Genomic DNA, 13,229 nt, shown 5'->3' with positions numbered 1-13,229 from the left:
TTTTTCCATGAGAAATTTGTGTTGTTTCCTTTTCAGCTTGGTTTCTATAACCTCTTTATATGCACAAGATTACGGCTACGAGAATGCTGCAGATTACGATTATGCTTACGGAAATTACAGTGATTATCAAGAAAATCCCGTAGATATACAGTCTGATCCCATGCTGGCACCCATAGAAGAAACAGAACCAACACTTCCTTCCTCCGATCCTAGTGAACCTATCGATCTTAATAATTTTACTCTTGATGTTTTTCCACAACCATTTCCTTCTACCCCACCCTCACCAGAAACACTGCCTCATATTAATTCCATGTCCTCTATAATTGCTCCCGATATGTCTCTCCAAGATATTATGAATAATTTTGCTCCCAAAGATGAAACTTATATCGGCAATGTTCAATTTTTACCGCCGGAAACAGCAGTAGGGATTTGGTGGCGATTTTACTCACAGAATACATCTGTTTTCAATATACCTTCCGTTAACGAAGAAATGATTATTATCAGCACTAATGCTGATGTTATATGGCTCCAAGATGTAAAGACGAGTTCTTCCGTACGCTCTAAGTCACAACGGCTTCTTAAATTAGCATACTTTAATTTAATGAACCACATGTTTTTTGTATTTTACTACGATGGACAGGATCCTTACAATCAAAAAGTGCGTGAAGAACAAGGATTTTTTGTGAGGATTATCAGCGAACAAGGCTTTATGGAAATGTCCAAAAATCCAACATTTCCACGCGATCAAAGCATTTATTGGCGCTACCAACCGCAAAAGCTTCCCAATCTAGCAGAAACACCTACTGTCACATCTGAACCCACTCCTGAAACCAAAACTCAAAAAAAGAGGGCTAAATGAAACATTTAATCTATTTATTTTTTCTGTTTTCTGCGCAAATGCATGCCCAAGAGCAAGTCACTCATGCAGTCTTGATTGGAGCTTGGTCTTACTTTTACATAACAACAGATTCTTTCGCTCAGGATAAAAACATCGCTACAGAACAACGGCTTATTTTCAGAGATGGTCAGAATGTGACGTTGAATATCGTTGCAAAAGAACAAGAATATTTTCAAAATACATCTTATGAATTAAAATATGCGCTGTCGTTACGCGATAATGTGCCTTACTTAACGCTTTTCTCTCCAGAAAGTAAGGAAATTTTAGGAGCATATGTGCGTATGCCTTTAGATAATGCCCTTGAATTGGCTTCTGATCCGGGATTTACTAAACAATCACAATTATATAAACGCAACAGTATTTTGCTGCCTGGCCAAATTTCTCGGCCGCAACGCGGACCAAAAGTGACATCACCACGCTGATTACTCAGGAAAATGCGAATTGATTTTCAGATAGTCAAAAGACAAATCAGATGTCCACAAAAAACTGTCGGCAGTTCCTTGATTTAAATTGACAATAATTGTGCATTCCATAGGTACCATTTCAGCATGTGCGGAAGAAATAGCTGCTGAATTATCTTTACCCTGATTAAAAAGAACCAAATCATTTAATTTTATTTCAACACTATTAAGATCAAAATCGACGCCACTATAAGAAATTATTGTTAAAATTTTCTGCCATCCTGAATGCTGACCAAAAACTGCAGCCTTGAATTGATAAGATTCAGCAATAGCACGCACTAATTTTTCTGCCTGGTTCGAATCAGCAGCTCCTTGTACTTGAAGATGAATCATTTTTGTCACACCCAAGCCATTTTTTATCAACACCTTACCAAGTTCGACTAAAATTGTTTTAAGAACACTCAAAAATTTATCATATCGAGGATCCTGATCAGAAATAATAGGTTTGTTTTCTGCCATGCCATTTGCTAACAAGAAAACACTATCATTTGGACTAAGATCATTATCGATACAAATTCTGTTCAGCGATCCAGGTAAGCTCTCGGACAACGCATGACTTAAAAGTTCTTTAGAAATAGAAATATCTGTCGTTATAAAACAGAGCAGCGTTGCATGCATTGTTTTAAGGTCGGGTTTGATCATGTTGGCTCCTTTAGCCGTCGCTCCGATCCGCACTTTTACTCCGTCTAAATCAAACTCACAGGCAATATTTTTCTGACGGGTATCAGTAGTCATAATGCCAGAACAAAAATTACGGATATTGTTCTCAGATCCGATGATTGCTCCTAAACGTTCGATCCCATAGCGAATGCGAGTCATATTAAGAGGCAAGCCTATAGCGCCTGTAGAAGCTAGTAAACACTGGCCCGAAGCAATACCCAATACTTCCTCCGCGATTTTCAACATTTCATATGCATTATTTACACCTTCCTGCCCAGTAAGGCAATTGGCATTACCGCTGTTCACCAGAATAGCCCGAATCTTATTACCGAAACGTTCTTTATCAACAGCAATATGCGCACCCTGAATGCGGCTAGATGTAAACGCCATAGCAGCATTGCAAGCAGTTTCACTGATTAACAGTGATATATCTTTAAATCCTCCGACTTTCAAGCCACATGATACACCCGTCGCTCGAAATCCTATTGGTGATAGCACACCTTCTTCAAGATAACATATTTCTGGCATGATAGCTTCCTTGTTATTGATTTGCAAGCTTTTCCCGCACTAAAAGATCAATTTTTTGGAGTTTTTCTGGATCTGATTCTAAAGCCTGAATAACACTATCACGGCCTTGCGCAATACGCTCTTCACCCTGATAATACCAAGAACCTTTCCGCTCGATAACACCCAATTCCGAAGCCGCATCGACAATACAAGCCACACTAGAAATACCCTCACCAAAACGAATTTCAAAGGTAGCGGTTTTATGAGGAGGAGCCATTTTATTCTTAATTACTTTAACAGAAACGAGATTGCCGATAATTGTTTCGCCACGCTTGAGCGCCTCTTTACGCCGGACCTCAATTCTCACCGATGAATAAAATTTCAATGCCATACCGCCGGTTGTTGTTTCTGGGCTTCCGTAAATAACGCCAATTTTCATACGGATTTGATTGATAAAAATAATAGCACAATTAGCTTTGCTCACAATGTGCGTCAACTTGCGGAGTGCTTGGCTCATCAGACGGGCTTGCATACCCATTACTGAGTCTCCCATATTGCCTTCAATTTCGTTTTTTGGAACCAGTGCTGCAACCGAATCAATCACAATTAACTCAACCGCCCCGCTCCGGACCAATGCTTCAGCAATCTCCAATGCCTGTTCACCGTTATCAGGTTGCGAAATTAACAAATCATCAATATTAACACCGATATTTTTCGCATACTCGGCATCAAGCGCATGCTCAGCATCAATGAATGCACATGTCGAACCTTGTTCTTGAGCTTCCGCAATAATACTCAGGGTAAGGGTAGTTTTTCCTGAAGCCTCTGGTCCGTAGATCTCTGTAATACGTCCGTAAGGAATCCCTCCAACTCCCAATGCCAAATCCAATGTTAAAGCGCCAGTCGGAATCACTGGAACCTTTTCAATTTCACGAGCACCCAAACGCATTACTGCGCCTTTGCCATATTGTTTTTCTAGCTGACCTATAGTTGCATCAAGAGCTTTTTTCTTATCTGCACTATTGTTTTCTACTGCTGTTTCTTTTATTTTTGGTTCTTTCATTTCGCTCATCATGTACCCCTATTTAATTAAATATATTATACATGATTCTCCAAAATAGCGCAAGAATTCTTCAAACGAAAACCTCTATTTCTGATAATTTAAAACTTGCGATTAAAAAAAAATTCACTTATAATAATCAAGTTCATAAAAAAATCTGGAGGATTTATGCGTTTTTTCCCGATGATCGTCTTATTATTTTTACAACCGGCTTTCGGACAGAGTATCACGGTGTTCAACGCATCGTCTGTTGCTGACATTATTGACAAACATTCGGCAAAATACAAAAGTTTCTCGGGACGTTTTGTATACAAAAAAAACAATCGAACCCAATCAGGAACCATTATTTATGCAGTACCTGATAAATTAGTAATGCAGTTTGGGACAGCAAACGATCCCCAAAATCAAAAAATTATTTCAGACAGCAGATTTTTATGGATTATTGACGGTGACATTATTGGACGGCAATCCCTGGAAACAGTCGCAAATCCTCTTGGTGCCTGGAACATTAAACGTTTGATCTCACAATACACCCCAACTGCTCCTGATACCGGTCTTGAAATCATGTATGGTTCGATGCCGGCTTATAAAATCATTCTTGAACCTAAAAAAAATACTACTAGCTTTCGGCGTATCGAGCTTATCGCTGAAAAAAGCGGCCTTATTAGGCAGATTAGCGGAATATCACGTGTCGGCATCAAAACAGAACTATCAATATCGTATAATGAATTCAATCAGGAATACGACCAAAAACTTTTTCTTGTTGAGACCACCGAAGATTCGCAAATTTACGATAATATTTTTAATTAGGACACCGTTATGAAAATAAAATTTTTAATTTTACTACTGTTGTCGTCAGGTTGCGCTATTCAAGGAGAAATTTACCGACTCCAGCAGCGTATGAATCCTTGGATGACTTTGCTTTCGGATGAAGAAGACCAACTTTTTGCTTCGAACAACACAAATGAACTCGGTGCAATTATAGATAACAAAGAAAAACTTGATCCCTTTTTTGCAAAAAAAATGAGAGAACTCCGTATTGCCGAAGCTATTATGAGTTTTGACGGCACTCAAACAGCTCATTTCTACTATCACGTACTTTTGAAAGATCTTGCAAAATTTTCTTACCATGATTTTATGAAAAACCTTTCACCTGATGAGTTAGATATTTTTCTTGCAGAAAATAGACAATTTAAAGATAATCCCTTCTCTAGCAACAAAAAAATAATAAAAATTATCGAAGATGCGAAAAAAAATTATGGAATGACCGGATTCAACGATATACAGATACTTAATTACTACCGAACAATATCTTTACCAGCCATAGTTTTTCCTGTTGTTTACGATTTATTGGCATTTCTTGCAAAGTATGGGGCACTATCTGATTTTATGGCAGGTGATTTCAACCGAACAATACAAAATTTATCTTCTATTGAAAAAAATAAAAAATCACGGCGTGTTCCAACCCGAAAACAAGCAGAAAAAGATAGCTTAGAATGGAAAAATATCATTGAACGTACACAATTTTTCAGTATTTCCGACGAAAAATTATTAGAAATTATTAAAAACGTTATTTTACCAGAAATGGATCCTGATATACGAGAAAGAACACTCAGTAATATCAGCACACGTTTTGGGGTGGATCTATGACACAGGAGCTTCAAGTCCTAAGTGAACAACTCAAAAAAGAATGTGAACGTCTAACAATGACAGATATAATTATTTACGATGTTAAAGGGATTAGTCCATTAACTGACGTTGTAGTAATTGCAACGGCTGATCATTTTCTTCAGCTGGAAGCAGCACGAAGAAGCCTTTCACAAATTGCAAAGCAAGCTGGTTTCAAACTTCAAAACCCTACCGAAGATTACTCTGAAGGCTGGTTAGCTATGGATTTTTCTGATTTAGTAGTACATATTCTTGTTCCAGAGAAACGTGATTTTTATGATCTCGACAGCTTGATGTCAAATATCAAACAAATCAGGAACATTCCTGATTTTTCAAGCGAAGACCTTAACGATGGGTCTCCAGCTCCCCTAACCCATAAACAGCTCAGAAAACTCAAGGATTCATTAGATATCTTTAATGAGGATGAATTATAAACCCTTCAGGAGGCATCAATGATTAACGGTATTTGGTTATTTTTTATTATCACAGGAATATCAGTATCGATAGCAAACGGGACGATCAATGCCATTACGGATGCAGCTATTGAGTACGCTAAAATTTCTGTCGAAATTGCTATCGGATTGGTAGGTACTATGGCATTATGGTTAGGTTTGATGCGTATTGCTAAAGAAGCAGGTATTATTAGCGGGCTTGGCAAATTAATCCAGCCTTTACTAAAGAAAATATTTCCCGAAATTCCTGACAATCATCCGGCAATGGGAAGCATTACAGCAAACTTAGCAGCTAATTTTTTTGGGCTGGGTAATGCAGCAACACCGCTTGGAATCAAAGCAATGCAAGATTTGCAGACTCTCAACAAAGAAAAAGATAAAGCAACAAATTCTATGGTTATGTTCTTAGGAATCAACACATCCTCTGTGACCCTGATTTCATCAAGTGTAGTTGCATACCGAGCAGCAGCACACTCTTCGAATCCAGCGGAAATTGTTGGCCCTACAATAATTGCCACCTCGATCTCAACATTAACAGCCGTTTTAGCAGCAATGTTTTTTCAGAGATTATCCATTTTTAAGGATTAGGAGCTGCCAATGTTTATGACAATTATGACAAAAATTTCTGCATATGCGATTCCGACAATGATAGTATTGATTCCATCCTATGCTTTTTTTGTGAAAAAAATAAAAGTTTATGAAGTATTCTGCGATGGCGCAAAAGACGGTTTCGAAACTGCAGTAAGAATAATTCCTTTTTTAGTTGGAATGTTGGTTGCTATTGGGATTTTGCGTAAATCTGGAGCTATTGATCTGATGGTTCAATTTTTCGCACCGTTGTTGGCACCGTTGGGTGCGCCAGCTGAAATTCTCCCACTCGCTGTCCTTAAACCCCTGTCAGGTGGAGGTTCTGCGGGAGTATTAACTGACTTATTTGCCACATATGGTCCCGACAGCTACATTGGACGTATGGCTTCCATTATGCAGGGATCCACAGAAACAACTCTTTATGTTCTAGCAGTATACTTCGGAGCAGTGGGTGTACAAAAATCCAGACACGCTGTTGCTACAGGCTTAGTTGCCGATTTAGCAGGGATGATTGCTGCTGTCATTATTACTAATATTATGTTTGGTGCCAAATAATGCCGGCCAAGCTCCGCAAAGGTGGAAAAATTGCTATTGTTGGATTAGCCAGTGCAGGTGATAAAAATCTTTTGGATCAAGCAGTTACAAATATTAAAAATTATGGCTACGATGTTGAGATAGATCCAACTTGTTTCCTCAATTGGCATGGTTTTGCAGGATCCGATCAAGAAAGAGCAAAAGCTCTTAATAGATTATTTGCTGATAATTCTATTAATGCTATTATGGCCATGAGAGGTGGATTTGGAAGCATTCGTATTCTAGACCAGATTGACTATTCTGTTATCAAAAAAAATTCCAAAATTTTCATCGGTTTTAGTGATATTACATCGCTGCATATGGCATTTTTTTCTCAAGCGCAACTTCAAACAATTCATGGTCCTATGGCTATTAGTAATTTTGCTCAAAAAGACGACATAACAGCACAATCATTATTTTCTTTAATGGGAGGCCAAACTAAAACTTTATTGTCTGAACTTAATATTCTTAAGAATGGTACAGCAAAAGGCGTCTTGATTGGAGGCAATTTAACTGTTTTGATGTCCGGACTAGGTACAAAATATGATGTTGATTTTAAGGGAAAAATTTTATTCCTTGAAGATATCGGGGAAGCAAGTTATCGTATTGACCGAATGTTAACTCAGCTCCTTTTAATGGGCCGACTTCAAGGATTGAAAGGAATTATTCTTGGAAACTTCAAAAACTGCAATTCATCAGGAAATGAATTATCGCTTCAGGAAATTTTCGAGGAAAAATTTTCTCGTTTCAATATTCCTGTTGTTTACAATGCTGCAGTTGGGCACTGTACTCCAAATTTAAGCCTACCATTCGGTACAGAAGTTTTGTTGGATACTCAATCTAAAACACTCACTTTAATAGGAAACGCAGTTCGATGACTTTATTAAACTCACTGAAACCGATCCAAAATTGGCTTATTGATGTCAGGCGTGACTTTCACCGGCACCCGGAGTTAAGCGAAAAAGAATTTCGAACAAGCAAAAAAATTCAGCAATATCTGTCAGAAATGAATATTCCCTATCAAACAGGCATTGCTTGTACAGGCATTATTGGGAACATTTCGGGAATTTCTTCTAACATTAATATTGCATTAAGGGCTGATATAGATGCCTTGCCGATCCAGGATGCAAAAATCTGCAGTTACCGTTCGACAGTTGAAGGTGTGATGCATGCATGTGGACATGATGCACATACAACAATCTTACTGGGTACAGCAAAAGCATTTTCCTCAGGTTTGGTAGAAGCTCCTTGTGAGATTCGTTTAATTTTCCAGCCGGCAGAGGAAACAATAGGCGGCGCCGAAAGAATGATTCATCAAGGAGTTTTAGACGGAATAAATGGTATTTTTGGATTGCATGTCGATTCCAGCCTTGAAACAGGTAAAATCGGCATAAAATACGGAGCATTAAATGCTTCATCCGATATGATTACCATCAAAATTTCAGGAAAAAGTGGACACGGTGCTTACCCAGCGGATACAGTAGATGCCATAGTAATCGCAGCTCAAGTAATTAATGCTTTGCAGACAGTTATTAGCCGTAATACCGATGCCCGCGAAACAGCTGTATTAAGTTTAGGGGTTATTTCGGGAGGTACCGCTCGAAATATTGTTGCTGATGAAGTTGTTATCGAAGGAACTATTCGAACCTTATGTCCCAAAGTAAGAGCAACTGTAAATGAAAAGGTTCGTGATATTGTTGAAACTCTCCCTAAAGCTTTCGGCGGACATGGGGAATATACCTGCCAGCCGGGATATACGTCATTAATTAATCATAATTTTGCAGTTGATATTGTTAAAGATAATGCAATCAAATTACTAGGAAATAACTCAGTTTATGAAAAAAAGGCTCCAAATATGGGAGTGGAAGATTTTGCCTATTATTTGGAAAAAGTCCCCGGTGCTTTTTTTCACTTAGGAGTAGGCAATCCAAAAAAAAATATTACAGCACCTGGACATAATAAATATTTCGATATTGACGAAGATGCTCTTATTCTTGGAGTTGCAATGCATATTCTCAATATTAAGAGTGCAACGGAATACTTTCGCTCTTCAGGTAAGGAACTAACACATCCGGAATTTTGATAGAACCGTCTTCTTGTTGGTAATTTTCGAGCAAAGCTACCATCGTACGTCCTACTGCTAATGCAGATCCATTCAAAGTATGAACAAATTCATTTTTTTTCGCATCAGGTGATTTAAATTTAATTTGCGCACGCCGAGCTTGAAAATCACGCATATTGGAAATAGAAGCAATCTCACGATATGATCTTAAAGAAGGCAGCCAGACTTCTATGTCAAAAGTCTTAGCAGCCGAAAACCCCATATCTCCTTGACTTAACATTACTACACGATAAGGAAGCCCTAATTTTTGCAAAATTGCTTCAGATGTTTCAAGCATGCACTGATGTTCTGCATCGGACTCTCCCGGACGGCAGACTGTTACTAATTCTACTTTATTAAATTGGTGGACTCTAATTAATCCCTTTGTTTCGCGCCCATAAGCTCCTGCTTCCTTTCGGAAAGAAGGTGAAAATGCTGTAAATCGAAAAGGAAGTTTATTACCATCAATAATATCTTCACGGTAAATATTTGTCAAAGCTACTTCGGCAGTAGGATTCAAATATAAATCACTATCTTGAATTTTGAATAAATCTTCACCAAATTTTGGAAGATTTCCTGTACCATATAAAGCAGCAGAAGACACCGCAAAAGGCAACCATATTTGTTCGGTGCCAGCTGAAATATTATGATCTAGCATAAAATTTATCAATGCAGTTTCAAGCCGAGCTCCCCAATTACGCAACAATGGAAATCCCCGACCGGAAATTTTTGCTGCTCGTTCTGGTTCCCACATGTTAAGAATTGTTAAAATTTCATCATGGCTTCGGGGTTCAAAATCAAAATCTCGAATTTCTCCCCATCTTTTAAGCTCGCGATTCGATAATTCATCTACACCAACAGGAACATCATCATCAGGAATATTAGGAATTCTTGATAACATATCTTTTACACTATTTTCGTACTGGTGTTGTTGGGCTTCAAGATCTTCAAGATCCGACTGCAGACTATTTACCTCTTCCAATAGACCTTTAATAGACAATTCATCACTTTGAGCTTTCGCTATGCCCACTTGTTTTACTAATTCATTCCTTTTCTTGCGATATTGGTCAGCTTTTGTCTGCAAACGCTTTCGGTTTTCATTCTCTTCAATAACATTATCTATTAACTTGACATCTTCGATCCGGTATTTTAATAGTTCTTTTATTTGCTCCATATTCTGAGATAATTTGTTGATATCCAGCATGAATTCTCCTCCTAAGCTACGAACGATAACGCTCTAAAATCAATTCCACCCAAGTAGGTGATACTTTAAGATTTTTAGCAATATCACTAACACTCCAATTTTGTTCATGAAGTCGTACAATATTTTTAATTGCTTCATCTCCTAATTCGAGCTTGCCATTGCCAGGACTACCAACACCTGTCGCGGCTCCGACCCGTTCTATATTATTAATGGCTTTAGCAACCCACTCACGCATTTTATCCAAGCGCTTCATTTCTTCATCAATATGAGCTGTTACATGTTCGAGCTCGCTAAGCTTGGATACAGCATTACGAACCTGTGTTTGATCCCCAGCAAGCTGATGCATTTCTCCTTGAATCAAGGCTAATTTATTCTGAAGTTCTCCAGAGAAGAGGTCAATCGCATCCAAACGGCTAATTAAATCTTCTGTACTTTCACCGAGCCGCGAAATTTGATCGATATTTTTCAACATCTCCTCAACAACGATCTTTCTATCTTCAAGAACTGCAAGCGACTCCTGCAAATCATTATACGATGCTAAGTTTCTCATTAAAAGTTCTTGTATTTCACGAGCATGATCTTGTTCTTCCTTGAGTACCTGAAAAATTTTTGCTGTTTCCTTTGCTTCATCCATGACAGAAACTAAAAAATCCTGAATATTCGACGCTTCGATCGACTTCTCATCAAGACGTTGAATATTACTTTCCACAACATCATTATATTTGCGAAGATCGTCAATTGTTTCTTGGCTCTTGATATGAGAATCCTTAAATGTATGCACAAGAGTATTCATTTCTTTACGGATTGCTTCGATCTCTTGCAAGCGCCCACTGAGTTTTGCTGCAAGGTTTTCGGCCCGCTCAAGCATTTCGGTTTTTTTCATAAGGCTGTGGAAATTTTTATCAACATCTCGAACTCTGCCACTCAACCGTTCGAATTCTTTATTAACCTGGTCTCTGACAAGCCTCTCTTGATCCCACAACTCCTGTTTGATATTTTTCATATCCGACTTTGCCTGTTCCACATGATGCATAAAATCATCCTTATTGCTGCGGAGAAAATTATCGGTATATTTTTTAAGCTCATCAATACGGCGTTCTGTTTCCTCAGTAAGGCGCAAAGATTCAGACTTTAAATTGTTTAGAGACGATGTTTCTATATCACGCATCATATGCTTGATTTCGTCGATATCGTTTTGAATATTTTGATAGGCCGAACGCGCTTCACCCAGCGTGTCATCAAAATGTTCCTGCCAAATTTCACGATCACGGCGATATGTTTCCGTGCCTTCATCAAAAAAAACTTGAATATTCACTTGCAATTCATTTTGCAGGTGCTGTGCTGTCTCTTCCATTTGCTGTTTAATGGTAATAATATTTTGTTCTCTATCTTTCTGGAGTTCTTCACCCATTAAAATAATTTTTTCTTTTTCGCTGTCAAAACGGTGAAGAATATCTTCTAATTGCCTGTCTAACAAGCTGATAGCATCAATTTTTTGAGATACCAACTCTGATAAGTCTTCAGATTTTTGAGCAATAGCATCAATAATTTTCTGATATTTTTTCTGATATTCGACTTCTAGAGTTTTTGTTATTTCGCTGATGCTTTGGAACATACGTTCCTGATTTTCTTCACGAAAGCTGTCCTCAATACGCTGCATATTTTCTTGAGCTTTTTGGCGCACAAATTCTTCAAATTCCTTAATTTTTTCAAGAATTTTTTCTTGAGACTGTTTTAATATATCATCGGCGAGATCTTTTGTACTATGCACCGATGTTTGGAGTTCTTTCAAATTAATCTGTACTTCTTTTTCCTGATTAGATATCTGCTCAGAAAAACGCTGAGATAACTGTTTAAATTCGTTTTCCAGGAACTCTTCTTGCGCAATAAACGCACTATGAATACGATCTAATTCGCTTTTTACGGTATCGATTTTATCGTCGAGATTTTTTTCTATGTTTATTTTAAGGCTACTGCCTAATAATTCCAAATCACGTGATAAATAGCTCACACTGTTTTCCAAATATTGCAGTCTTTCCTGAAGCACTGTATCAATGTTTTCACTAACCTGATCCATTTCTTCTCGAAGCTTGGCTTTCGCAAGACGGAAAAACTCATCTTTTTCCTGCAAATTAGTTTCCATCATAATTTTTTCTTCTTCAACCTTCTCACGAAGGCCTGCCCACATGTCATAAACTTCTTCAATATTCGTCTGAGCCATTGTACGCGCATGGGCCAAATCAACTTCAAAACTATCTTTCAGATTATCGATGCTAGCTTCACTAAATGCTTTTAAATCATTGATCTGACCAAAAATCAATTCCGAACGCGCACTGAATTCCTGCATTTGTTCGGCAATTTGATGGTCTTTTTCTCGAAGATGCTCGCGGGCTTGTTCCAAATATGATGTCAAATCTTTTTGCATGTTGGCAAAAAAAGTTTTTAATTCCTGTTCACTGTTATCTTTAAGACCAGCAATGGTATTATGATAATCGTCACGAAAGTGTTGCATTTCCTGATGTAACGTATCGAGCTCACGGCGTCCGCTTTCTGCATGATCTTTCATGTTGAGAATTTGTATAATTCTGTCTTCAATATCGATAAATTCAGCACGGATACGTTTGTATTCAGCCAACGTATGACTAACATCACCTGACTCCAAACGCAGTGCTTCAAATAGTTCCTGACCTTCAGCAAGGTCCTGGTCAAAAATATCAACTTTTTCCTGTAAAGTTTGTGCCAGTCTATTCATACGATCAACGACAATTTCTGAAGCAATCATTTTATCTTGAAAATCCTTTTCTTTTTTGCGCACAAATTGCTCGACTTTTTTTTCTGCCTGCCTGATGTAATGCTGCAGCTCACGGACCGACACATTACGCGCATCGGTCAGTCTGAAGTAAAACATCAACCCGCTGAAAAGAAAAAGAGCAGCAACTACTACCCATATCTCCATAAAAACGATTCCGCTCCCAGTGATTACTGCATACATTATAACGCCAAACACAAAATATTTCAAATGCGGGCAAAGAATTATTTTCGGTTCGGAAATTGATT

General features: G+C 38.0%; 13 protein-coding genes. 9 read left to right on the top strand and 4 right to left on the bottom strand.

Going from position 1 to position 13,229, the window contains the following annotated elements:
* The first annotated feature begins 7 nt into the window (after nt 1-7).
* Together BM018_RS02250 and BM018_RS02245 are read left to right on the top strand one after the other, a co-directional pair.
* A complete protein-coding gene (locus BM018_RS02250; protein WP_092318046.1) occupies nt 8-859 on the top strand; it encodes a hypothetical protein in 852 nt (283 codons plus the stop codon).
* The gene (locus BM018_RS02245) at nt 856-1,320 is read left to right on the top strand and encodes a hypothetical protein (protein WP_092318043.1); all 465 of its coding nucleotides are present in this window, start codon (nt 856-858) and stop codon (nt 1,318-1,320) included. The genes BM018_RS02250 and BM018_RS02245 overlap by 4 nt, the downstream gene beginning before the upstream one ends.
* Here the strand turns inward: BM018_RS02245 and argJ are convergent, their stop codons facing one another.
* Nucleotides 1,321-2,547 (bottom strand): bifunctional glutamate N-acetyltransferase/amino-acid acetyltransferase ArgJ, encoded by a 1,227-nt coding sequence (gene argJ, locus BM018_RS02240; protein WP_092318040.1) that lies wholly within the window; start codon nt 2,545-2,547, stop codon nt 1,321-1,323.
* Between the two features lie 13 nt (nt 2,548-2,560).
* Entirely contained in the window at nt 2,561-3,598 is a 1,038-nt protein-coding gene (gene recA / locus BM018_RS02235) for a recombinase RecA (RefSeq protein WP_327020467.1), read from the bottom strand.
* Between the two features lie 156 nt (nt 3,599-3,754).
* On the opposite strand from recA, the gene BM018_RS02230 reads away from it, so the two are divergent.
* From BM018_RS02230 to BM018_RS02200, 7 genes are read left to right on the top strand one after another with little or no spacing between them, the layout of a single operon-like run.
* Nucleotides 3,755-4,396 carry a LolA family protein gene (locus BM018_RS02230; RefSeq protein ID WP_092318037.1) on the top strand — a complete coding sequence of 214 codons (642 nt, stop codon included), beginning with the start codon at nt 3,755-3,757 and terminating at the stop codon, nt 4,394-4,396.
* A gap of 9 nt (nt 4,397-4,405) precedes the next feature.
* Nucleotides 4,406-5,236 (top strand): hypothetical protein, encoded by an 831-nt coding sequence (locus BM018_RS02225; RefSeq protein WP_092318034.1) that lies wholly within the window; start codon nt 4,406-4,408, stop codon nt 5,234-5,236.
* Nucleotides 5,233-5,688, top strand: a complete 456-nt coding sequence (gene rsfS / locus BM018_RS02220; RefSeq protein ID WP_092318031.1) for a ribosome silencing factor — start codon at nt 5,233-5,235, stop codon at nt 5,686-5,688. Before BM018_RS02225 ends, rsfS begins: the two co-directional genes overlap by 4 nt.
* An 18-nt stretch (nt 5,689-5,706) precedes the next feature.
* A complete protein-coding gene (locus BM018_RS02215; RefSeq protein WP_092318028.1) occupies nt 5,707-6,294 on the top strand; it encodes a nucleoside recognition domain-containing protein in 588 nt (195 codons plus the stop codon).
* Between the two features lie 9 nt (nt 6,295-6,303).
* Complete coding sequence (locus tag BM018_RS02210) at nt 6,304-6,849, top strand: spore maturation protein (protein WP_092318025.1); 546 nt, start codon at nt 6,304-6,306, stop codon at nt 6,847-6,849.
* Nucleotides 6,849-7,745: a S66 peptidase family protein gene (locus BM018_RS02205; RefSeq protein ID WP_092318022.1), complete on the top strand. Its 897-nt coding sequence runs from the start codon at nt 6,849-6,851 to the stop codon at nt 7,743-7,745. The genes BM018_RS02210 and BM018_RS02205 overlap by 1 nt, the downstream gene beginning before the upstream one ends.
* Nucleotides 7,742-8,950: a M20 metallopeptidase family protein gene (locus tag BM018_RS02200; RefSeq protein WP_092318019.1), complete on the top strand. Its 1,209-nt coding sequence runs from the start codon at nt 7,742-7,744 to the stop codon at nt 8,948-8,950. The genes BM018_RS02205 and BM018_RS02200 overlap by 4 nt, the downstream gene beginning before the upstream one ends.
* On the opposite strand, the gene serS is transcribed toward BM018_RS02200, so the two are convergent.
* Nucleotides 8,889-10,172 (bottom strand): serine--tRNA ligase, encoded by a 1,284-nt coding sequence (gene serS / locus BM018_RS02195; protein ID WP_092318016.1) that lies wholly within the window; start codon nt 10,170-10,172, stop codon nt 8,889-8,891. The genes BM018_RS02200 and serS overlap by 62 nt on opposite strands.
* Before the next feature lie 16 nt (nt 10,173-10,188).
* On the bottom strand, nt 10,189-13,128 hold the full coding sequence (locus BM018_RS02190) for a hypothetical protein (RefSeq protein WP_143280375.1): 2,940 nt from the start codon (nt 13,126-13,128) through the stop codon (nt 10,189-10,191).
* Nucleotides 13,129-13,229: the final 101 nt, after the last annotated feature.

It is taken from the genome of Brevinema andersonii (assembly GCF_900112165.1).
Lineage (GTDB): Bacteria > Spirochaetota > Brevinematia > Brevinematales > Brevinemataceae > Brevinema > Brevinema andersonii.
This window is presented reverse-complemented; position numbering and strand designations above follow the sequence as displayed.